The following is a 20,300-nucleotide window of genomic DNA, read 5'->3' as shown; positions in this document are numbered from 1 at the left end:
CGATCGCGGCGATCCGGGCGCGCGCATCGGCGACGAGCGCGCCGACGCGGGCCTCGGTCGCGGCGATCTCCTCGCGCACCTCGTCCACGCTCTCGGCGTGATCGGCCATCGCGTCGGCGGCACCGGTGTGCCGGTCCGCGGCGCGGCGCAGGTGGCTGGCCCGGTCGGTCACCCGCTCCCGCATCGCGTCGGCCGCCCGTCCGGTCCAGCCGAGGCCCTCGACCCGCGCCACCAGCTCGTCGGCGAGAGCGCGGACGTCGGCCCCCTGGTCGCGCAGCTGGGCGGCGCGACGCCGGATGGTCTCGCTGTCGCCGTACATGAGACGCGCCCTTCCCCTTTCCACCGCTCGTCAAACCCGGGAGGTCCGGACGCGGCGGGCCGCCAGGGCGAGCGGTACGCCGAGGGTGAGCACGAGGCCGACGCCGGCGACCCAGCGGGCGTCCGTGGTCCGGGGGTCCGGGTCGCCGATGGTTCCGACGACGGCGAGGATGAACGCTCCGGCCAGCAGGCCGCGCAGCGTCACCCACCACCAGGGGCGCCGACGCCACCGGTGCGCGCGGGGGTGGGGCGGCCGGGGCGGGCGAGGCATCCGGGCGGTCCGCCAGCGATCGGGCACGGGCGAGTCGCTCGGCTCCGGTGCGCCGCGGCGCCGCCGTGTCGCACGAGCGGCGTACTGCCGACGGGCGAGGACGAGCGTCCAGCCGCCCAGGCCGGCGCTCAGGGCCGTGAGCGCGAGACCGCCCCACGTCGGCGGACCCCCGTCGCGGATCGCCGGCGTCAGGACGATGACCCAGGACAGGACGAAGAGCGCGCCGAAGGTCGTCGCGAGCAGCGACAGGCCCCACCAGCTGGTGATCTGGGTGCCGGCGGTGACCTCGCCCAGCCCGATCTCGTCGGGGGCGTAGCTGTGCAGCTCGCCGGTCCGGGTCAGCCGGAGGACCCGCTCCTCGCCCCGGGCGATCGCGGCCAGGTGCTCGGCGTGGAGCGCGTCGTTGCGCTGCTCGAGCTCCCGACGGTCGATCACCCGGCCACCCTAACGAGGGTGCGGGACCGCTCGATCAGAGCTTGCCGTCGAGCCGGTCGAGCGCGGTGACGATGTCGTCGGCGGTGCCGGCGAAGCTGAACCGTAGGAACCGGCCGCCGTCCACGGTGTCGAAGTCGATGCCCGTCGCGACCGCGACACCGGTGCGGGCGAGCAGGTCGCGGCAGTAGGCCATCGAGTCGGTGGTCAGGTGGCCGACGTCGGCGTACGCGTAGAACGCGCCGTCGGCGGGGGCGAGCCGCTCGATCCCGAGCCGCTGCAGGCCGTCGAGCAGCAGGCCGCGGTTGTGGGCGTAGCGCTGCACGTGGGCGTCGAGCTCGGCGTACGCCGTGTCCTCGAACGCGGCGAGCGCGGCATGCTGGGCGAGCACCGGCGGGCAGATCGAGAAGTTGCCGGTCAGGACGTCGACCGGCCGGCGCAGCCGCTCCGGCGCGAGCATCCACCCCAGCCGCCAGCCGGTCATCGAGAAGTACTTCGAGAACGAGCCGAACACGACCGCCTCCCGCGAGGTCTCCCAGGCGCAGCCGGGGCGGGAGCCGGCGTACTGGATGCCGTGGTAGATCTCGTCGGACACCAGTTGGACGCCGTTGTCCTCGCACCAGCGGGCGATGGCGGCGAGCTCGTCGGGCAGCAGCATGGTGCCGGTCGGGTTGGCGGGGCTGGCCACGACCAGGCCGTCGAGGGGCTGTTGTGCGTGGGCGTCGGCGAGCTGGTCGACGGTCGGCTGGAAGCGGGTCTCCGGGCCGGTCGGGATCTCGACGACCTCGCAGCCGAGCGCCGCGAGCACGTTGCGGTAGCAGGGGTAGCCCGGGCGGGCGATCGCCACCCGCGCCCCGGTGTCGAAGGCCGCCAGGAAGGCCAGCAGGAAGCCGCCGCTGGAGCCGGTCGTGACCACGACGTCGTCGGGGTCGACCGCCACGTCGTAGGTGCGGCGGTAGTGGCCGGCGATCGCCGTGCGCAGCTCGACGATGCCGGTCGCGGTGGTGTAGCCGAGCGGGTCCCCACTGCCGAGGAGCCGGATCGCGGCCGCGTTGACCGTCGCCGGCGCGCCCGTGCTCGGCTGGCCCGCCACCAGGTTGACCAGGTCGCCGTGGGTGCGCTGGCGCTCCGCCGCCGCGGCGAGCAGGTCCATGACGTGGAAGGGCGGGACGTTCGCCCGGGCGGCGGCGGTGAGACGGTCGGTCACGGGGCCAATCTAGGGCGGTGGGAAACTCCCGCGGCCGCCGCCGCACCCGCCCGCCGCCCGAAGAACGACCCCTCGCCCAGCTGGGTGCCGGAGCAGTAGCCCGCGCCGTCCTGGGCGATGTTGGAGGCGCAGGCGCCGGCGGCGTACAGGCCGGGGACGACGGAGCCGTCGGTGCGGCGCACCTGGCCGTCGACGGTGGTCGCCATCCCGCCGATGGTGAAGCCGGCGTAGACCGCGACGCCCAGCGAGAGGTCGAGCACGGCCCACGGTCCGGCGGTCTGCGGGGCCAGCCAGTCGGGGTGCTTGTGGAGGTCGGGGTCCTCGCCGCGGGCGGCGTGCTCGTTGTAGCGGGTGACGGTGGCGACCAGGGCGCCGGCGGCCATGCCGAGGCCGCGCTCCATCTCCTCGAGCGTCTCGAAGCCGTCCTTGAGCGGCACCAGCGGCATGTGGTCCTCGCCGAGGTGCTCGCTGTCGACGATGAGGTAGGCGACGGCGTCCGGCTGCTTCAGGACGTGGTACGACGTCCGCGCGTGGTAGCTGTCCTCGGCGACGAACCGCTGCCCGTGCTTGTTGACGATGATCCCCTTGCAGCGCGAGGAGGGCGGATAGAACGGCGCGGTGATGAACGGCTCGTCCATGTGCTCCAGCGCGGCGCCGACGGACTCGCCGAGGCGGATGCCCAGCCCGTCGTCGTACGTCGAGCCGAGGGCGAACAGCTTGGAGCCGAGCGCGGGGGTGTGGCGGGCCACCATGTCGGCGTTCATGACGAAGCCGCCCGCGGCGATCACCACCCCGCGGGCGGCGACGACACCGGTCTCGTCGAAGGAGCGCCACGCGAGTCCGACGACCCGGCCGGTCGTGGGGTCGCCGTCGACGATCAGGTTGGTCGCGCCGGTCTCGTAGCGCACCTCGACGCCGGCCTTCTCGACCTGGGCGCGCAGCAGGTCCATCACGATCCTGGTGCCCTCGGTGTCGCCCGGCACCGGCACCTTGTGCCCGCGCGGGGCGGGGGCGACCTGGTCGCGGAAGGGCCAGACCTTCTCGTTGCCGGTGAACATCAGCCCCTCGGTGCCGGGCTGGATGACCGCCTTGCCCGGGTAGTAGGAGCGCTCGAACTCGAAGCCGAGGTCCTCGAGCCAGTCGAAGTGGGCGACCGATCCCCCGCAGTAGGCGCGGATCTTCTCCGCGTCGGGGTCCTTCGTGCTGGCCATCAGGTAGCCGACCATCGCCTCGACCGAGTCGTCGTGGCCGGTGGCCCGCTGCACCGGCGTACCTCCGCCGAGGTAGAAGTGCCCGCCCGACATGGAGGAGGTCCCGCCGTGGACCGCGGCCCGCTCCAGCAGGAGCACGCGCGCACCGGCCCGGGCGGCCTCGAGGGCGGCGCACCCGCCGGCGATGCCGAAGCCGACGACCACCACGTCGTAGGTCTCCGGGCCCTCGCCCAGGACGCTGGGGGAGAGGGTGTCGGGGAGGGCCAGGCCGGCCGGCAGGTCGCTGCGGGAGGTCGTCACGAGGACAAATCTAGAACATGTTCTACCGATAGACTACGTACCCGCCACCCGACGAGAGCCGAGTGACCCGAGTGAAACAGCGATGACCTTCGACGTCCACCAGCTCGACGCGTTCCTGCTGATCGGAGCGGGGGTCACCTTCCTGGCCGTGCTGGCGGTGCGGATGTCGTCGGGGGTCGGTCTGCCGAGCCTCCTGGTCTACCTGCTGATGGGCGTCGTCCTCGGCGAGGCGGGCGTCGGCATCGCCTTCGACGACGCCCAGGTCGCGCACGCGATCGGCTTCGGCGCCCTGGCGGTCATCCTCGCCGAGGGCGGCCTGACGACGAGCTGGCGCGACGCGCGGCCCGCGATGCGGATGGGCCTGTCCCTGGCCACGCTCGGGGTGTTCGTGTCCATCGGGGTGGTGGCCGTGGGCGCGCACGTCCTGCTCGGGCTCTCCTGGCAGCTCTCGATCCTGCTCGGCGCCGTCTGCTCGCCGACGGACGCCGCGGCGGTGTTCTCGGTCCTGCGGGTGGTGCCCCTCCCCAAGCGGATCACCGGGACGCTCGAGGCCGAGTCCGGGCTCAACGACGCGCCGACCGTCGTCCTCGTCACGCTCATCTCGTCCGGAGCCGTCGGCGAGTACGGCCTCTTCGGCACCGCCGGCATCGTCCTCTACGAGCTGGCCGCCGGCGTCGCCTTCGGCCTCGCCGCCGGCTTCGGCGGGGCCTGGGTGATGCGCCGGGTCGCGCTCCCGTCCTCGGGCCTCTACCCGATCGCGGTGCTCTGCCTGACCCTCATCGGCTACGGCGCCGCGGCCGGCGTGCACGCCAGCGGGTTCGCCGCGGTGTACGTCGCCGCGCTCGTCCTCGGCAACGCCGAGCTGCCGCACCGCGCGGCCACCCGGTCGTTCGTGGAGGGCCTCGCCTGGCTGGCGCAGATCGGGCTGTTCGTCATGCTGGGCCTGCTGCTCTCGCCGGGCCGTCTGTCGTGGGAGACGATCGGCATGGCGGTCGTGGCGGGGATCCTGCTCACCTTCGTGGCCCGGCCGCTGTCGGTCGTGGCGAGCGCCGTCGTACGCCCGATGAGGTGGGCCGAGCTGGCGTTCGTCTCGTGGGCCGGGCTGCGCGGCGCCGTACCCATCGTGCTCGCGACGATCCCGCTCGCCGAGGACGTGCCCGGAGCCACCCGGCTCTTCGACATCGTCTTCGTGCTGGTGGTCCTCGACACCCTGATCACGGGACCGACGCTGCCGCTGACGGCGCGCCTGCTGCGGGTCGCGCGGCGCTCCGAGCCGCGCGGCATCGAGGTCGAGGCGGCGCCGCTGGAGCGGGTCGCCGCCGACCTGCTGCAGGTCACGATCAGCCCCGTGTCGCGCCTGCACGGGGTCGAGGTGGGCGAGCTGCGCCTGCCCGTCGGGGCGAACGTGTCGATGATCGTGCGGGAGGGTCAGGCGATGGTGCCGGAGCGGCGTACCGTCCTGCGGCACGGCGACGACCTGATCGTCGTCACGCCCCGCAAGCTGCGCGAGGCGACCGAGCAGCGACTGCGCCAGGTCAGCGTCGGCGGACGGCTGGCCCAGTGGCTCGACCCTGACGGGGCCGCCGGGCGGTGATCAGGCGGCGTCCTCGGGCTGGCTGCTGAGCGGCGGCGTGCAGACATAGGAGTCCTTGCGCGCGGTCACCGTGGGGTGACCCTCGACCACGCCCTTGAACCGCTTGCCGACCACGATGGTCACCCCCGGGTAGCCCGAGGGCTGGTCGACGATGTCGACGTCGGCGCCGAGGTACGACGCCAGGAGGATCGCCGCGGGGTCGCCGGGGTCGTCCGACCAGACCTGCGCGGCCACCGGGCCGCCCGTGTCCGGCGCGTTGCCGGTGTCGCCCTTGGCGAAGCCGTGCCCGACGAGCGCGTCCATGGTCTTGCCCGCCAGGCCGTTGCTCCCGCCGCCGTTGAGCACGGTGACCATGACCTGCGGCGGGGCGAGGTCGTCGCCCTTGGGGATCAGGGTGTCGGTGCAGGGCGCCGGCGCCACCTTCTCCGGGAACGGGGCGGTGACCCGCGACCAGCCCCAGGCCGCGCTCGCGACGAACACCACCGCCAGCGCGCCCAGCGTGACCGCCGACCTGCTGCCTGCCTTGACGTCGAGCCCGCTCATCCTCAGCCCTCCATCCGGATCACCCGCGCGTGCAGGACATGGCGCTGCTGCAGGGCGGCTCGCAGCGCCCGATGCAGCCCGTCCTCGAGGTAGTAGTCGTCGCGCCAGAGCACCACGTGGGCGAACAGGTCGCCGTAGAACGTCGAGTCCTCGTCGAGCAGGGACGTCAGCTGCAGCGTGTCCTTGGTCGTCACCAGCTGGTCGAGGCGGACCTGGCGCGGGGGCACGGCAGCCCACCCCTTGGAGGTGAGGCCGTGGTCGGGGTAGGGACGCCCGACCCCCACACGCTTGAAGATCACGGCTTCGGAGTCTACGGGGCGGGGTCGGGGCGGGTTCACCACGGGATCTAGGCGAACCCGCGCCTCCGTAGCGGAACTCCGCTACAGATCCTCCGGTTCACCTACATCCCGTGGTGAACCGTCCCCCGCGATGCCTAGAGTGCCGCCATGACGCAGGAGCAGACGCCCGCCGAGACGCCGGCCGCCGAGACCAGTCCGATCGAGGCGGCGATCGCCCCCGGGTACGCCTTCGAGGGGCCCGCGCTCGAGCTCGGCGGGCTGATGACCGGGCCCGACCAGCTGTCCGGCAGCACGATCCGGATCCCGCTCGCCATGCTCAACCGGCACGGACTCGTGGCGGGCGCGACCGGCACCGGCAAGACCAAGACGCTCCAGCTGCTCGCAGAGCAGCTCAGCGCCGCCGGCGTACCCGTCTTCGCCGCCGACATCAAGGGCGACCTGTCCGGCATCGCGACCGCCGGCGAGGCCGGCGACAAGCTGCTCGCCCGCACGGAGTCGGTCGGTCAGGACTGGAAGGCCACCGCCTTCCCGGTGGAGTACTACGCGCTCGGCGGGCAGGGCACCGGCATCCCGATCCGGGTGACCGTGACCTCCTTCGGGCCGATCCTGCTCAGCCGGGTCCTCGGGCTCAACGACACCCAGGAGTCCAGCCTCGGTCTGGTGTTCCACTACGCCGACAAGCAGGGCCTGCCGCTGCTCGACCTGCAGGACCTGCGCGCCGTCGTCCAGCACCTGACCAGCGACGAGGGGAAGGCCGACCTCAAGGAGCTCGGCGGCCTGTCGGCCGCCACCGCCGGAGTGATCCTGCGCGAGCTGATCGGGTTCGCCGACCAGGGCGCCGAGGCGTTCTTCGGCGAGCCCGAGTTCGACTCCGCGGACCTGCTCCAGCAGGCGTCCGACGGTCGCGGCCTGATCAGCCTGGTCGAGCTCCCCAACCTGCAGGACCGCCCGGCGATCTTCTCCACCTTCCTCATGTGGCTGCTCGCCGACCTGTTCCACGACCTGCCCGAGGTCGGCGACGTCGACCAGCCGAAGCTGGTGTTCTTCTTCGACGAGGCGCACCTGCTCTTCAAGGACGCGTCGAAGCCCTTCCTCGAGCAGATCGCGCAGACGGTGCGCCTGATCCGGTCGAAGGGTGTCGGCGTCTTCTTCGTGACGCAGAGCCCCACCGACGTACCCGACGACGTGCTCGCGCAACTCGGCTCCCGCATCCAGCACCAGCTCCGCGCGCACACGCCCAACGACGCCAAGGCGCTCAAGGCGACCGTCGACACCTACCCGAAGAGCGCGTACGACGACCTCGGCGAGGTCATCACGACGCTCGGCATCGGCGAGGCGATCGTGACCGTCATGGGCGAGAAGGGCGCTCCGACGCCGGTCGCCTGGACCCGCCTGCGGGCCCCCGAGTCGCTGATGGCCCCGAGCAGCCCCGAGGCGATGAAGGCCACGGTCGAGGCGAGCCCCCGTCGGGCGAAGTACGCCGAGGTGGTCGACCGCGAGTCCGCCCGCGAGATCCTCGCCAAGAAGCTCGAGGACGGCGCGAAGGCGGAGGCCGACGAGAAGGCCGACGAGAAGGCCGACGAGAAGGCCGACAAGCCCGCCGCGAAGGAGAAGGCGGCGCCCAAGGCGAAGGAGGACGACGGCAACGCGGCCGGCGAGATCGTCAAGGACGTGGTGCGGTCGTCCGCGTTCAGGCAGTTCATGCGCACCGCCGCGGCCGAGATCGCCCGCGGGATGTTCGGGACGGCGCGCCGGCGACGCTGACGCAGGCGCAGGCGCGACCGTCAGGCGGACCAGCGGAGCGCGTCGTCCACGAAGTCGGCGAGGCGGTTCACCCCGCGCAGGTCGGCACGCTCGCCCATGAGGCGGGCCAGCCGCTGGGCGTGGCGCTCGCGCAGGGCGGCGCGGCGGGCGAGGGAGCGGTCCACGGGGTCGAGGTCGTCGGTCTGGTCCATGGGTCAAGCCTCCGCGAGCGAGGTTTCCGCTGCCCGGCGCGACGGTTACGAGTCGGTGACCCGCGCTGTGAGCCGCGCGACAGCCATCGAGATCAGGCGCCGTCGAACCCGTTGAGCAGCACGAAGAACACCGCGATGCCGACCAGCGCCCCGAGGACGCCGATCCCCGCGCCGGTCAGGGCCCGCCGTCGGGAGGGGCCGTCCAGCAGCACCCGGCCCAGGCCGGCGCCGACCGCCGCGGTCACCACGACCTGGACCGGCAGGATCAGGTCATCCCCGGTGTCGGTGCCGTCGAGGAGGAAGGCGCTCACGGGGAGCGCGAGGCACCCGACGACCACGAGGGCGACGACCAGCAGCAGGATCCGCACGCCGTCAGCGTGACAGAACCTGGTGCGCCTCGACCATGGCCGGGCCGTACCAGGTCAGATGTCGTCCCGACACCAGGCGTGTCGGCACCCGGGTGAACGCCTCCGGTCCGTCGTCGGCGGTGAACGCGTAGGGCTCGTCGGGCAGCAGGACCAGGTCGAGGTCGGGGGAGTCCAGCTCCGCGAGCCCGACCGTCGGGTAGCGGTCCGCGCCGGCGTCGTACGCGTTGCTCCAGCCGAGCCGGCGCAGCAGGTCTCCGGTGTAGGTGCGTGGGCCGACGACCAGCCACGGGTCGCGCCACACGGGTACGGCGACCCGGCCGCGCGGCGCGGGCGGTGGCCCGTCCCAGCAGGCCCGGGCCTGCGCCAGCCACGCGGGCTCGGGCAGGCCGAGCGCCTCGTCGTACAGGCGCGCGAGGGAGGCGAGGGCCTGCGGCACCGTCTCGATCCGGGTCACCCACACGGCGACACCGGCCTCGCGCAGACGGCGGACGTCCAGCTCGCGGTTCTCCTCCTGGTTGGCGACCACCAGGTCCGGCGTGAGGCCGCGGACCGCGGCGAGATCGGGGTTCTTGGTCCCGCGCACGCGGGTGACCGCGAGCTCCGCGGGACGGGTGCACCACTGCGTCGCGCCCACGAGCAGGTCGGGAACGTCGGTCGCCAGCGCCTCGGTGATCGAGGGCACCAGCGACACGATCCGCCGGACCGGACGTGGCACGACGACCTCGGCGCCGAGGTCGTCGACGGTGCGGATGGCCACCGGATCACCGTAGCCCGCCGTACGCCATGATCGGGCCGTGCACGTGCTCCTCGGGTGGTCGGTCCTGACCCTGGTGTTCGTCGACGAGCTGCTCGCCATGGCGGCGGTCGGGATCTGGGGCTGGGACCGCGACCCTCGGTGGCTGCTGGTCTGGCTGCTCCCGCTCGCCGCCATGACGGCGTGGTTCCTCTTCGCCTCGCCGAAGGCGCCGTACGGCGGCGGGCTGGTGCGCCCGACGGTCAAGGTCGTCGTGTTCGCACTGGCCTGCCTGGCGCTCTGGGACGCCGGCCAGGAGGGCTGGGCGGTCGCGCTGCTCGTCTTCTCGGTGGTCGTCAACGGGCTCGCGCAGCTGCCGGCCATCCGGGTGCTCGTCGACGAGCGGTAGCCCGCCGACGCGACCGCGAGCGGGTCAGCGCAGCGCGAGGCAGCCGGACGTGACCGGCTCCCACTCGATCGCGGCGTGCTCGGCGACGCGCTTGTCGAGGCCGGCGGCGATGTCGTCGGGCCAGGGCGCCGTCTGGCGGTCGGCGAGCCGGACGCAGAGGAAGATCTCCTCGAAGACGCACGCCACCCGCTGGTTGGTGTCGTCGAGGACGTAGACCAGGGCGTGGGCCGCGCGCTCGGAGCGACCCAGCAGGCGCACCCGGACCGACATCTGGTCACCGGTCTTCAGCTCGTGCTGATAGGTGAGGTGGTGCTCGGCGGACAGGCAGGCGAAGCCGCTCAGCATCGGCCAGTTGAACGGGATGCCGATGTCGTAGAGCGACTCGTCGAGGCCCTCGCTGCCGATGCCGAGGTAGTGGCGGACGTTGAGGAAGCCGTTGCTGTCCTCGAAGGCGTTGGGGACCGGCTGCACCGCGAAGGCGGGCAGGGTGACGAGCTGGTCGTAGGTCGGCTGCGTGCTCATGCTCGGACACTACTGAATCCGGCTGGGGATTGGCTGCAGTGCGACACGCCGGCGTAGCCTGGGCCGTGTAGTTCCCATCCGTGGGTGCATCTACCTCGCGCCGGTGCTGGTGTACGCCAGGCCGGCGGTCCAAGGCGGCACCAGTCCGTTCCTTGGAGTCGAGGTCATGTCAGATCCCGCGTCGTCGCTGGTCCGCGCCGCCGGACCGTCGTACTTCCCGCTCGCCCTGGTCGCGCGCCTGCCCTACGCGATGATGGTCGTCGGGGTGCTCACCCTGGTCGTCGCCGGGCGCGACTCGCTCGCCTTCGGTGGTCTCAACTCCGCCGTCGTCGGGCTCGGCGCCGCGACGGTCGGGCCGCTGCTCGGCGCCGCGGCCGACCGGTTCGGGCAGCGACCCGTGCTGCTCGTGAGCGGACTCGTGTCGACCAGCGCCCTGGGCCTGATGGCGTGGGTGGTCTACAGCCCGCTGCCCGGCGCGGCCGTGCTCGCGGTGGCGTACGTCGTGGGCGCCAGCGCGCCGCAGATCGCGCCGATGTCGCGCAGTCGGCTGGTGCAGATCATCGGCGCCCGGATCGCGCCGAGCCGCCGCTCGCGCACCTTCGACGCCACGATGGCCTACGAGTCCGCCGCGGACGAGGTCGTGTTCATCGTCGGCCCGTTCGTCGTCGGGGTCCTCGGCACGATGCTCGACCCGTGGGCGCCCGTCGCCGGCGCCGCCCTGGTCACCCTCGTGTTCGTGACGGCCTTCGCCCTGCACCCCTCGGCGCTCGCCGCCGCGGGAGCCGACGAGCAGGCCGCGCCGCCCGCGCCGGTGCGGGCGATCGCCAGCCCCGGGCTGCTGGCCGTCGTCGGCGGCATCTTCGGCGTCGGGCTCTTCTTCGGCTCGACCCTCACCGCGCTGACGTCGTTCATGGCCGACCGCGGTGCCGCCGAGTCGGCCGGCCTCGTCTACGGCGTGATGGGGATCGGCTCCGCGGTGCTCGCGCTCGGCGCGGCCCTGCTCCCGGCCGCCTTCTCGCTGCGTGCCCGGTGGCTGGTGTTCGGCACGACGATGCTCGCCGGCGCCGCGCTCCTCCCGCTGGTCTCCTCGGTGCCCGCGATGTGCGCCGTCCTGCTCCTCGTCGGCTGCGGCATCGGCCCGACGATGGTCACTCAGTACAGCCTCGGCGCGCTGCGCAGCCCCGCCGGCCGCTCCGCGACGGTGATGACGATCCTCGGCTCCGCGGTGATCGTCGGCCAGTCGCTGTCGTCCGCCCTGACCGGTGGTCTCGCCGACCGGTCCGGCACCTCGGCCGCCCTGTTCCTGCCGTTCCTCGCCGCCGGCGTGGTCGTCGCCGCCGGGGTCGCGAACGCCATCCTCTCCCCGCCGCCGGTGGTCGCCGCGGTCGAGGCGCGCGACGCCGTCGCTGTCGGGGGCTGAGGGGGCGTGCGCGCACGCGGCATGTAACTCGGTGTTCGTGCGACTACCAGGGACTCCTGACCGGTCAGGACACCGTGGTAGTCGCACGAACACCGAGTTACATGACCGCTGCCCCGCGCGCCTGCGCCGCCCGGCGCTCCAGCACCGTCCGCTCCCCTCCGTTGCGGGTACGGCGGGCCGCCTCTTCGAACGCGTCGGCGGCCTCGGCGTGCCGGCCGGCACGGCTGAGCAGGTCGCCCCGGACGCTCGGCAGCAGCGGGGAGTCGCGCAGGGAGTCGGCGGGGAGCGCGTCGGTGATCGCCAGCCCGGCCGCCGGTCCGGCGGCGCGACCGTGGGCGACGGCGCGGTTGACCTCGACGACCGGGCCCGGTGCGGCCCGCGCGAGCACGTCGTAGAGGCGTGCGATGCGGGGCCAGTCCGTGGCGTCGGCCGTCGCTGCCCGGGCGTGCTCGGCGGCGATCGCGGCCTGCAGGTAGTAGCGACCGACCGGGACCCCGCGGGCGGCGATCTCCTCGGCCCGCCGCAGCGCCGTCAGCCCGCGGCGGATCAGCAGCTCGTCCCACAGCGACCGGTCCTGCTCGTCGAGCAGCACGGGCGTGCCGTCGGCGTCGGTACGCGCGGGCAGTCGGGAGCCCTGCAGCTCCAGGAGCGCCTGCAGCCCGTGGACCTCCGGTTCGTCGGGCGCCTGCTGTGCCAGCAGGCGGGCGAGGCGGATGGCCTCGGCCACGAGGTCGGGCCGGGCCCAGTCGTCGCCGGCGGTGGCGACGTACCCCTCGGTGAAGACGAGGTAGACCACCGCCATCACGTCGTCGAGCCGCTGGGTGCGCTCGGCGCCGGTCGGCAGCTCCAGCTCCGCGCCGGCCTCGGCGAGGGTCTTCTTGGCGCGTGAGATCCGCTGACCCATCGTCGCGCTGGGGACGAGGAAGCCGCGGGCGATCTCGTCGGTGGTCAGACCGCCGACGAGGCGGAGGGTCAGCGCCGCGCGGGACTCCGGGGTGAGCGCGGGGTGGCAGCACAGGAAGATCAGCCGCAGGACGTCGTCCTCGATGTGGTCCACCTGGGACTCCAGATCGGGCATGCTCACCTCCCCTGCGGTGCTCGCGGCGTGGCCGAGCTCGTCGGTCTTGCGCCGCAGCGTCGCGGCGCGGCGGATGTGGTCGATGCCGCGACGCTTGGCGGTGGTCATCAGCCAGGCGCCCGGGTTGTCGGGTACGCCGGACGCCGGCCACTGCTCGAGGGCGGCGACGAGCGCGTCCTGGGCGAGGTCCTCGGCCAGGTCCACGTCGCGGGTCATCCGCGTGAGTGCGCCGACGAGGCGGGCCGACTCGCGGCGCCAGGCGGCGGTGATCGCGTCGGCGGTCGTGACGTCGGCCATGCGGCCAGCCTAGGAGGCCGGCCGCACGGCGTCGGCGCTCAGGCGTCAGCGGCGGCCGGCGGCTCGTCCGAGATCTGGCGCAGGGTCGCGACCATGTTGCACTCGGGCCAGTGCTTGGCGTGGAGCGCGGCGAACTCCTCCTGGTTGGCGATCGCCTCCTCGACGGTGTCGTACTGCAGCAGCGCCCAGCCGCCGACCGCCTCGCGGGCCTCGGCGTAGGGGCCGTCGACCCGGGTGACCTCGCCCTCCCGGACCACGAAGTTCACGGCGTCCTCGAGGCCGAACAGGCCGCCGCCGTCGAGGAAGTGGCCCTTCTGGGCCTGCTCGCCGATGTAGGTGTCCATCGCGTCGAACAGCGCCTGCGGGGGGTTGTCCTGTCCCTCTTCCATCCGCACGAGTCCCATGAAACGAGGCATGTCGATCAGTCCTTCTTCTTCGTTGGTGGGTGATTGCGAACCTACGTCGAACCGCCTGCCGCGTCTTCGACATGCGAGCCAGAAAAGTTTCGGGGCGAGTCTCGGCATCGACGGCTGACCGCACCGGCCGCGTGCGACGATGACGCGCATGCAGGCGACGCTCGGGCCGATTCCGACCCACGAGCTGTTCGTGGGGCTCGGGGTCGCGGTCGCCGCCGGTGTGTTCGTGATCGAGGCCAGGAGACGCGGCCAGACCGACGAGCGCCTCGTGTACGTCGTCGCCGGCGCCCTCGTCGGCGGGGCCCTGCTCATGCGGCTCGGCACCTGGGCCCAGCACCTCGACCTGCGCGACAACGCCACGCTGGCCGAGCAGTGGGTCTACGGCAACCGGTCCGTCCTGGGCGGCCTGGTCGGAGCCTGGCTCGGCGTCCACGTGACGAAGCGGCTCGTGGGCTATCGCGCCCGCACCGGCGACCTGTTCGCCCCGGCGGTCGCGCTCGGCATGGCGGTCGGCCGCATCGGCTGCCTGCTGACCGAGCTGCCCGGCACGCCGAACCGGCTGGGGTGGGGCATCCGTCTCGACGAGGCCGACGCCGCGCGCTTCGGCGCGCCGGCCGGCGTACCCCTCCATCCGTCGTTCGCCTACGAGATCGCCTTCCACCTGGCGGCCTTCGTCGTGCTCTGGCTGTGGCTGCGCCGCGCGGACCTGCCGCCCGGCACGACCTTCGTCTGGTACGTCGGCGCCTACGGTGTGTTCCGCTTCCTGGTCGAGCTCGTCCGAGGCAACGACGTGGCCTGGCTCGGCCTGACCCGGCCGCAGCTGTTCCTGGCCGCCACGGTGCCTCTGGTGTTGGCGCGGATCGCCTGGCAGTGGCGGCACGGGGCCTACCGTGGCCTGCGTGCGGCCCGCAGCGCCGAGCCGGTGGGGGACCTCGGATGAGCCCGGCGAAGGGTCCGGGCATGCCGCTGCGCGACGCCCGCGTGCACCGCTACGTCAACGCGTTCTGCCCGCTGTGCCACGAGGAGCAGCCGGACCGGCCGCTCGAGGAGGTCGCCCGGCTGAGCGGCTGGCTCGCCGTGCGCGACGACCGCGTCTGGCTGGAGCGCGGGTGCGCGGTCCACGGCCTGGTCCGCACGCTGTACGACGAGTCGCCCGAGATCCTCGCCTATCTGGAGCAGTGGACGGCGCCGACGAAGGTGCACACGCCCGACGTCCTCGGCAACTTCAGGCCCGTCCCCGCGGCGTACGCCGACGGCCTGCCGGAGATGCAGACCCAGCACACCTGCATCCTGCTCGCCGACCTCCTCGACCACTGCAACCTCAAGTGCCCGACCTGCTTCGCCGAGTCGTCGCCGGCTCGGGCGAGCGTCGCGCCGCTGGAGCAGGTCCTCGCCTCCATCGACACCCGGATCGCCCGTGAGAACGGGCGGATCGACGTCCTCATGCTCTCCGGCGGCGAGCCGACGCTCTACCCCCACCTCGCGGAGCTGCTCGACGAGGTGACCCGACGCCCCGTGGTGCGGGTGCTGATCAACACCAACGGGCTGCTCATCGCGCGCGACGACGCCCTCCTCGACCTGCTGACCCGCCACCGGGAGCGGGTCGAGGTCTACCTCCAGTACGACGGCCAGTCGGCCGCCGCCTCGACCCACCACCGCGGCGCGGACATCCGGAGGTTCAAGGAGGACGCGATCGACCGGCTGTCGGCGCGGGGGATCTTCACCACGCTCACGATGACGGCGGCGTCGGGTGTCAACGACGACGAGATCGGGTTCGTCGTCAAGAGGGCCCTCGACGCGCCGTACGTCGGCGGGGTGACGATCCAGCCGGTCTTCGGCAGCGGCCGGTCTTCGGGGATCGACCCGATGGAGCGGCTGACCCACACCGGCGTGCTCGCCCGGCTCGGCCCGCAGACCGGCGGGATCGTCGAGTGGCGCGACCTCACCGCGCTGCCGTGCAGCCACCCGCACTGCTGCTCGGTCGGCTACCTGCTCAAGGACGACGCCGGCACCTGGCGCTCGCTGGTGTCGCTGATCGGTCACGACCGGCTCAAGCAGTGGCTCGACCTCGAGCCCGACCTGCTGGCCAACCGGATCGCCGACGACGCCATCCCCGTGGACCTGCGGCGGATCGTCAAGGACTCGCTGCTCGACCTGCTCTCCGAGCAGTCGAGCCTCAGCCACCCGTCGATGTCGACGATCTGGCGCGACATCTGTCAGAACTGCGATCTCGGGATCGGCACGCTCGCCACCCTCGCCTCCTCGCGGCTGCCCGGTCAGCACCAGCGGCTGCGGCGCCTCCTCGGCGAGCGGGTGCTGCGCGTGACCGTCAAGCCGTTCATGGACATGAACACGATGATCGAGGAGCGGCTCACGCAGTGCTGCGTGCACGTCGCCACGGTCAACGCCGAGACGGCCGCCCACCAGTGCGCCCCGTTCTGCGCCCTGCAGGCGTGGGCGCCGCTGGCGCGCACGCGGCTCTCTACGGCGACCGGCGCCCGGTCGCTGCCGTTCCCGGAGGTGCGGGCGTGAGCCGCGGACCGGGCGACCCGCGGCTGGTCGACCCCCAGCGGGCCAGCGGGTCCGCGGCGGCCGACCCGTCGTCGTACGACCCGCTCCGGCTCTGCGTGTTCGCCACTGTCGCGCTGATCGGCTGGCTGCTCGGGCCCGTCGCTGTGATCGGGTTCGCGGGGCTCGGCTTCGCCGGCTACTGGCGGGCCCGTCGGGCCGGCCTGCTCAGGTCGCGCTGCCTGCTGGGCGACACCCGGCTGGTGCTGGCCTACCTCGGTCTCCTCGTCGCCGCCGGCGCGGTCGGGGTGTGGATGTGGATCCGGTGAAGGAGACGAGATGAGCTATCCCCCGCCGCACGACCCCTATCGGCAGCAGACCGAGAGGAGCGCGAAGCTCGTCGGCTACCTGGTCGGCGGCCTGGTCATCGGGCCCGTTCTCGCGGTGATCTGCCCCGTCGCCGGGTTGTCCGTCGGCAGCGGGCTCTCGACCGCGGACAACGGGTACGACGGCACGCCCGTGGCCGTCGGGGTGGTCCTCGGCCTCCTCCTGCCGCTGCTCATCCCCGTCCCGCTGCTCTTCGGCCGCGGGACCCGGCCCTGGGGCGTGGGGATCCTGATCGGCGCGGCGCTGACCATGATCATCCTCGGCGGCGCGTGCGCCGGCCTGATCTACCTGTTCACCCAGGCCGAGTCGTAGCGAGCGGCGTCGACAGCGGCTCAGACGTTGCGGCGGTACTGGCCGCCCACCTCGAAGAACGCCTCGGTGACCTGGCCGAGCGAGCACACCCGCGCCGCGTCCATCAGGACGGCGAAGATGTTCTCGCCGCTGGTCGCGGCCTCCTTCAGGCGGGTGATCGCGGCGGTGGCCTCGTCGGCGTGCCGGGCCTGGAAGTCGCGCAGCCGGGCGAGCTGGGACTCCTTCTCCGCGGGCGTGGCCCGCGCCAGCTCGATGTGGTCGGGCGTACCGTCGCCGGACTCCGGCGCCCGGAAGGTGTTGACGCCGACGATCGGCAGGCTGCCGTCGTGCTTACGGTGCTCGTAGAGCATCGACTCGTCCTGGATCCGGCCGCGCTGGTAGCCGGTCTCCATCGCGCCCAGGACTCCGCCGCGCTCGGAGATCCGGTCGAACTCGGTGAGCACGGCCTCCTCCACGAGATCGGTCAGCTCGTCGACGACGTACGAGCCCTGGAGCGGGTTCTCGTTCATCGCCAGACCCCACTCGCGGTTGATGATCAGCTGGATCGCGAGCGCCCGGCGCACCGACTCCGCCGACGGGGTGGTGACCGCCTCGTCGTAGGCGTTGGTGTGCAGCGAGTTGGCGTTGTCGTAGATCGCGGTCAGCGCCTGCAGCGTGGTGCGGATGTCGTTGAAGTCCATCTCCTGCGCGTGCAGGGAGCGACCCGAGGTCTGCACGTGGTACTTCAGCTTCTGCGAGCGCTCGTTGGCGCCGTACCGGTCGCGCATCGCGATCGCCCAGATCCGGCGCGCGACGCGTCCGATGACGGTGTATTCCGGGTCCATCCCGTTGGAGAAGAAGAAGGACAGGTTGGGCGCGAAGTCGTCGATGTCCATGCCGCGCGCGAGATAGGACTCGACGTAGGTGAAGCCGTTGGCGAGCGTGAACGCGAGCTGGCTGATCGGGTTCGCCCCGGCCTCGGCGATGTGGTAGCCGGAGATGGAGACCGAGTAGAAGTTGCGGACCTGCTGGGCGATGAACCACTCCTGGATGTCGGCCATGCAGCGCAGGGAGAACTCCGTGGAGAACAGGCAGGTGTTCTGGCCCTGGTCCTCCTTGAGGATGTCGGCCTGGACGGTGCCGCGGATCGTCTTGATCGCCTCGTAGGGGTCGATCCCGCGCTCGCGGGCCTGGTCCATCGCGGTGTTGAGGTAGAACGCCAGCACGGTCGGGGCGGGGCCGTTGATCGTCATCGACACCGACGTCGTCGGCGACAGCAGGTCGAAGCCGTCGTAGAGCGCCTTCATGTCCTCGAGCGTGGCCACCGAGACGCCGGACGTGCCGACCTTGCCGTAGATGTCGGGGCGCTCGTCGGGATCGCGGCCGTAGAGCGTCACCGAGTCGAACGCCGTCGACAGACGGGTGGCGGGCTGGCCCTCGGAGAGCAGCTTGAACCTCTTGTTGGTGCGGAACGGGTCGCCCTCGCCGGCGAACATGCGCGCCGGGTCCTCGTCGGCCCGCTTGAACGGGAAGACGCCCGCGGTGAAGGGGAAGCGTCCGGGCAGGTTCTCCCGGCGCCAGAAGCGCACGAGCTCGCCGTGATCGTCGAAGCGGGGGACGGCCACCCGGGGCACCCGGTTGCCGGAGAGCGACTCGCGGCCGTTCGTGGCCGCGTCCTCGTCGTACGACGCCACGGTGGCGGGCCACTCGGCGAGCTGGTCGCGCACGTCGCGCGGCACGTCGTCGTGGGCGCGAGCGGCCGCGGCGGCCAGGTCCTCGATCTCGTCGAGCTCCTCGGCGACGGCGGCGAAGCGCTGCGCCCGGCGCACCTTGGCCACGAGCGCCTCGGTGTCGGCGTGGTAGCCGCGGACGGTGTCGGCGATGTCGGCGAGGTAGCGCACGCGGTCGGCCGGCAGGACGGTCTGGATCCGGGTGGACCGCTTGCCCTCGACCGGCGCGAGCAGGCCCTCGCTCACCGCCAGGCCGTGCCCGGCGAGGAGGCCGCGCAGGTGCTGGTAGAGCGCGGTGACGCCGTCGTCGTCGAAGGTGGCGGCCGAGGTGCCGAAGACCGGCATGTCGGACGGCTGCTGGCCGAAGGCCTCGCGGTTGCGCACCATCTGGCGCCCGACGTCGCGCAGCGCGTCCTCGGCGCCGCGGCGCTCGAACTTGTTGATCGCGACCGCGTCGGCGAAGTCGAGCATGTCGATCTTCTCCAGCTGCGAGGCCGCGCCGAACTCCGGCGTCATGACGTAGAGGGAGGTGTCGACGAGCGAAACGATCGCCGCGTCCCCCTGGCCGATGCCGGGCGTCTCGACGATGACCAGGTCGAAGCCGGCGGCCTTGATGACGGTGAGGACGTCGGGGAGGTGGTCGGGCAGCTCGTGGGCGCCGCGGGTGGCGAGGCTGCGGAAGTAGACCTGGTTGCGGTCGAGGCCGGGGCCGGCGAGGTCGAGGGAGTTCATCCGGATCCGGTCACCGAGCAGCGCACCGCCGCCCTTGCGCCGGGTCGGGTCGACGGCGAGCACCGCGACGCGGACCTTGTCCTGCTGGTCGACGCGGAGGCGTCGTACGAGCTCGTCGGTCAGGCTGGACTTGCCGGAGCCGCCGGTGCCGGTGATGCCGAGGACGGGTACGGCGTGCGCGGCGGCCGCCTCGGCGAGCCGGTCGAGCAGGTCGCGGTCGAGCCGGCCCAGCTCGGCGCCGGTGATCGCGCGGGCCAGGGCGGTGCGGTCCCCGCTGAGGATCTGGTCGGCGGTGACGCCGCCGGTCTCCCACAGGTCGACGTCGCAGGCCTCGACGACCGTGTTGACCATCCCGGGCAGGCCGAGGCGCTGGCCGTCCTCGGGGGAGAAGATCGTGACGCCGGAGGCGCGCAGCCGGTCGATCTCGTCGTGCACGATGACGCCGCCGCCACCGCCGACGACCTTGATGTGACCGGCCCCGCGCTCGCGGAGCAGTTGGACGAGGTACTCGAAGTATTCGACGTGCCCGCCCTGGTAGGACGACACGGCGATGCCCTGGACGTCCTCCTCGATCGCGGCCTCGATCACCTCCGCGACGGAGCGGTTGTGGCCGAGGTGGATCACCTCGCAGCCCTGGCTCTGGAAGATGCGTCGCATGATGTTGATCGACGCGTCGTGGCCGTCGAAGAGGCTGGACGCGGTCACCAGGCGGACGGGGTGCTGCGGCACGTGCAGGTCGGGCATCGGTCCTCCGAAACTCTTTGGATCTCCGATAATAGGACGTCCAAGTAAATTGGAGAAGTCCTCGGATGACCTAAGGTTCCATGCGTGACCGAGTCTCGCCTCCCGTTCGACCCGATCGAGCGTGCCGGCGAGCTGTGGGAGGAGCACTTCGGCGACGCGACGGCGATGCGCCTGGCCACGTCGGTGATGCGGGTGCAGCAACTGATGCTCAGCGCCCTCGACGCCGCGCTCAAGCCGTTCGGGCTCACGTTCTCCCGCTACGAGGTGCTCGTGCTCCTGCTGTTCAGCCGGAACGGGTCGCTGCCGCTGAGCAGGATCGGCGAGCGGCTGATGGTGCACCCGACGTCCGTCACGAGCGCGATCGACCGCCTCGAGGCCCAGGGGTACGTCGTCCGCGTGCCCGACGAGGCCGACCGCCGTCGTACCCTCGCGCGGCTCACCCCCGAGGGCCGGACCACCGTGCGCAGGGCCACCAAGGCCGTCAGCGCCATCGACTTCGCCGTCACCGGGCTCACCGGCGAGGAGCAGGCCGGTG

22 protein-coding genes are annotated in these 20,300 nt (G+C 72.6%); 9 read left to right on the top strand and 13 right to left on the bottom strand.

Annotated elements, in window-relative coordinates:
* From FHP29_RS01205 to FHP29_RS01190, 4 genes are all read right to left on the bottom strand, one after another.
* Window positions 1–319 (bottom strand): putative T7SS-secreted protein (locus tag FHP29_RS01205; RefSeq protein WP_139621047.1); only part of this gene is annotated, 319 nt, incomplete at its 3' end.
* Window positions 320–349: 30 nt separating this feature from the next.
* Window positions 350–1,024, bottom strand: a complete 675-nt coding sequence (locus FHP29_RS21950) for a hypothetical protein (RefSeq protein ID WP_192903937.1) — start codon at window positions 1,022–1,024, stop codon at window positions 350–352.
* A 34-nt stretch (window positions 1,025–1,058) separates the two neighbouring features.
* Window positions 1,059–2,228, bottom strand: a complete 1,170-nt coding sequence (locus FHP29_RS01195; protein WP_240044228.1) for a pyridoxal phosphate-dependent aminotransferase — start codon at window positions 2,226–2,228, stop codon at window positions 1,059–1,061.
* Window positions 2,225–3,739, bottom strand: a complete 1,515-nt coding sequence (locus tag FHP29_RS01190; RefSeq protein ID WP_240044227.1) for an FAD-binding protein — start codon at window positions 3,737–3,739, stop codon at window positions 2,225–2,227. The genes FHP29_RS01195 and FHP29_RS01190 overlap by 4 nt, the downstream gene beginning before the upstream one ends.
* Window positions 3,740–3,821: 82 nt before the next feature.
* On the opposite strand from FHP29_RS01190, the gene FHP29_RS01185 reads away from it, so the two are divergent.
* Complete coding sequence (locus FHP29_RS01185) at window positions 3,822–5,333, top strand: potassium/proton antiporter (protein ID WP_139621046.1); 1,512 nt, start codon at window positions 3,822–3,824, stop codon at window positions 5,331–5,333.
* Here the strand turns inward: FHP29_RS01185 and FHP29_RS01180 are convergent, their stop codons facing one another.
* Both FHP29_RS01180 and FHP29_RS01175 read right to left on the bottom strand, forming a co-directional pair.
* Entirely contained in the window at window positions 5,334–5,876 is a 543-nt protein-coding gene (locus tag FHP29_RS01180) for a LytR C-terminal domain-containing protein (RefSeq protein ID WP_139621045.1), read from the bottom strand.
* A 2-nt stretch (window positions 5,877–5,878) separates the two neighbouring features.
* The gene (locus tag FHP29_RS01175; RefSeq protein WP_139621044.1) at window positions 5,879–6,175 is read right to left on the bottom strand and encodes a type II toxin-antitoxin system VapB family antitoxin; all 297 of its coding nucleotides are present in this window, start codon (window positions 6,173–6,175) and stop codon (window positions 5,879–5,881) included.
* 147 nt (window positions 6,176–6,322) lie between these two features.
* Between FHP29_RS01175 and FHP29_RS01170 the strand changes: the two genes are divergently transcribed.
* Window positions 6,323–7,939, top strand: coding sequence for a helicase HerA-like domain-containing protein (locus FHP29_RS01170; protein WP_139621043.1), 1,617 nt, complete (start codon window positions 6,323–6,325; stop codon window positions 7,937–7,939).
* A 20-nt stretch (window positions 7,940–7,959) separates the two neighbouring features.
* Here the strand turns inward: FHP29_RS01170 and FHP29_RS21945 are convergent, their stop codons facing one another.
* The 3 genes from FHP29_RS21945 to FHP29_RS01160 form a co-directional block, all read right to left on the bottom strand.
* Complete coding sequence (locus tag FHP29_RS21945) at window positions 7,960–8,130, bottom strand: hypothetical protein (protein ID WP_192903936.1); 171 nt, start codon at window positions 8,128–8,130, stop codon at window positions 7,960–7,962.
* Between the two features lie 92 nt (window positions 8,131–8,222).
* Window positions 8,223–8,498 (bottom strand): hypothetical protein, encoded by a 276-nt coding sequence (locus tag FHP29_RS01165; RefSeq protein WP_139621042.1) that lies wholly within the window; start codon window positions 8,496–8,498, stop codon window positions 8,223–8,225.
* A 4-nt stretch (window positions 8,499–8,502) separates the two neighbouring features.
* A complete protein-coding gene (locus FHP29_RS01160; protein WP_192903935.1) occupies window positions 8,503–9,255 on the bottom strand; it encodes a helical backbone metal receptor in 753 nt (250 codons plus the stop codon).
* Window positions 9,256–9,292: 37 nt separating this feature from the next.
* On the opposite strand from FHP29_RS01160, the gene FHP29_RS01155 reads away from it, so the two are divergent.
* Window positions 9,293–9,640, top strand: a complete 348-nt coding sequence (locus tag FHP29_RS01155) for a YrdB family protein (RefSeq protein WP_139621041.1) — start codon at window positions 9,293–9,295, stop codon at window positions 9,638–9,640.
* Window positions 9,641–9,664: 24 nt separating this feature from the next.
* Here the strand turns inward: FHP29_RS01155 and FHP29_RS01150 are convergent, their stop codons facing one another.
* Window positions 9,665–10,162 (bottom strand): thioesterase family protein, encoded by a 498-nt coding sequence (locus FHP29_RS01150; RefSeq protein ID WP_139621040.1) that lies wholly within the window; start codon window positions 10,160–10,162, stop codon window positions 9,665–9,667.
* A gap of 166 nt (window positions 10,163–10,328) precedes the next feature.
* On the opposite strand from FHP29_RS01150, the gene FHP29_RS01145 reads away from it, so the two are divergent.
* The gene (locus FHP29_RS01145) at window positions 10,329–11,582 is read left to right on the top strand and encodes an MFS transporter (RefSeq protein WP_139621039.1); all 1,254 of its coding nucleotides are present in this window, start codon (window positions 10,329–10,331) and stop codon (window positions 11,580–11,582) included.
* A 97-nt stretch (window positions 11,583–11,679) separates the two neighbouring features.
* Here the strand turns inward: FHP29_RS01145 and FHP29_RS01140 are convergent, their stop codons facing one another.
* The gene (locus FHP29_RS01140) at window positions 11,680–12,957 is read right to left on the bottom strand and encodes an RNA polymerase sigma factor (protein ID WP_139621038.1); all 1,278 of its coding nucleotides are present in this window, start codon (window positions 12,955–12,957) and stop codon (window positions 11,680–11,682) included.
* A gap of 38 nt (window positions 12,958–12,995) precedes the next feature.
* Window positions 12,996–13,373 carry a YciI family protein gene (locus FHP29_RS01135; protein WP_139621037.1) on the bottom strand — a complete coding sequence of 126 codons (378 nt, stop codon included), beginning with the start codon at window positions 13,371–13,373 and terminating at the stop codon, window positions 12,996–12,998.
* Between the two features lie 148 nt (window positions 13,374–13,521).
* Here FHP29_RS01135 and FHP29_RS01130 point away from each other — a divergent pair, with 148 nt between their 5' ends.
* The 4 genes from FHP29_RS01130 to FHP29_RS01115 are packed head-to-tail and all read left to right on the top strand — an operon-like array spanning window position 13,522 to window position 16,580.
* Window positions 13,522–14,313 (top strand): prolipoprotein diacylglyceryl transferase, encoded by a 792-nt coding sequence (locus tag FHP29_RS01130; RefSeq protein WP_139621036.1) that lies wholly within the window; start codon window positions 13,522–13,524, stop codon window positions 14,311–14,313.
* A gap of 20 nt (window positions 14,314–14,333) precedes the next feature.
* On the top strand, window positions 14,334–15,905 hold the full coding sequence (locus tag FHP29_RS01125) for a radical SAM protein (RefSeq protein ID WP_139621035.1): 1,572 nt from the start codon (window positions 14,334–14,336) through the stop codon (window positions 15,903–15,905).
* Window positions 15,902–16,210 (top strand): hypothetical protein, encoded by a 309-nt coding sequence (locus tag FHP29_RS01120; protein ID WP_205013776.1) that lies wholly within the window; start codon window positions 15,902–15,904, stop codon window positions 16,208–16,210. The genes FHP29_RS01125 and FHP29_RS01120 overlap by 4 nt, the downstream gene beginning before the upstream one ends.
* A gap of 10 nt (window positions 16,211–16,220) precedes the next feature.
* Window positions 16,221–16,580 carry a hypothetical protein gene (locus FHP29_RS01115; RefSeq protein ID WP_139621034.1) on the top strand — a complete coding sequence of 120 codons (360 nt, stop codon included), beginning with the start codon at window positions 16,221–16,223 and terminating at the stop codon, window positions 16,578–16,580.
* Between the two features lie 20 nt (window positions 16,581–16,600).
* Here the strand turns inward: FHP29_RS01115 and icmF are convergent, their stop codons facing one another.
* The gene (icmF, locus tag FHP29_RS01110) at window positions 16,601–19,765 is read right to left on the bottom strand and encodes a fused isobutyryl-CoA mutase/GTPase IcmF (protein ID WP_139621033.1); all 3,165 of its coding nucleotides are present in this window, start codon (window positions 19,763–19,765) and stop codon (window positions 16,601–16,603) included.
* A gap of 84 nt (window positions 19,766–19,849) precedes the next feature.
* Here icmF and FHP29_RS01105 point away from each other — a divergent pair.
* A partial coding sequence (locus FHP29_RS01105) for a MarR family winged helix-turn-helix transcriptional regulator (protein WP_240044226.1) occupies window positions 19,850–20,300 on the top strand: 451 nt, incomplete at its 3' end.

Origin of the sequence: Nocardioides albidus, from assembly GCF_006335005.1 — a bacterium.
Lineage (GTDB): Bacteria > Actinomycetota > Actinomycetes > Propionibacteriales > Nocardioidaceae > Nocardioides > Nocardioides albidus.
Note: the sequence above shows the minus strand (reverse complement) of the source record. Positions and strands in the feature narration are given on the sequence as shown.

Excerpts from the sequence above, each read along its gene's own strand:
- FHP29_RS01185 (WP_139621046.1), top strand. The coding sequence starts at position 3,822 with ATGACCTTCGACGTCCACCAGCTCGACGCGTTCCTGCTGATCGGAGCG.
- FHP29_RS01180 (WP_139621045.1), bottom strand. The coding sequence starts at position 5,876 with ATGAGCGGGCTCGACGTCAAGGCAGGCAGCAGGTCGGCGGTCACGCTG.
- FHP29_RS01170 (WP_139621043.1), top strand. The coding sequence starts at position 6,323 with ATGACGCAGGAGCAGACGCCCGCCGAGACGCCGGCCGCCGAGACCAGT.
- FHP29_RS21945 (WP_192903936.1), bottom strand. The coding sequence starts at position 8,130 with ATGGACCAGACCGACGACCTCGACCCCGTGGACCGCTCCCTCGCCCGC.
- FHP29_RS01150 (WP_139621040.1), bottom strand. The coding sequence starts at position 10,162 with ATGAGCACGCAGCCGACCTACGACCAGCTCGTCACCCTGCCCGCCTTC.
- FHP29_RS01145 (WP_139621039.1), top strand. The coding sequence starts at position 10,329 with ATGTCAGATCCCGCGTCGTCGCTGGTCCGCGCCGCCGGACCGTCGTAC.
- FHP29_RS01140 (WP_139621038.1), bottom strand. The coding sequence starts at position 12,957 with ATGGCCGACGTCACGACCGCCGACGCGATCACCGCCGCCTGGCGCCGC.
- FHP29_RS01135 (WP_139621037.1), bottom strand. The coding sequence starts at position 13,373 with ATGCCTCGTTTCATGGGACTCGTGCGGATGGAAGAGGGACAGGACAAC.
- FHP29_RS01130 (WP_139621036.1), top strand. The coding sequence starts at position 13,522 with ATGCAGGCGACGCTCGGGCCGATTCCGACCCACGAGCTGTTCGTGGGG.
- FHP29_RS01125 (WP_139621035.1), top strand. The coding sequence starts at position 14,334 with ATGCCGCTGCGCGACGCCCGCGTGCACCGCTACGTCAACGCGTTCTGC.
- FHP29_RS01115 (WP_139621034.1), top strand. The coding sequence starts at position 16,221 with ATGAGCTATCCCCCGCCGCACGACCCCTATCGGCAGCAGACCGAGAGG.
- icmF (WP_139621033.1), bottom strand. The coding sequence starts at position 19,765 with ATGCCCGACCTGCACGTGCCGCAGCACCCCGTCCGCCTGGTGACCGCG.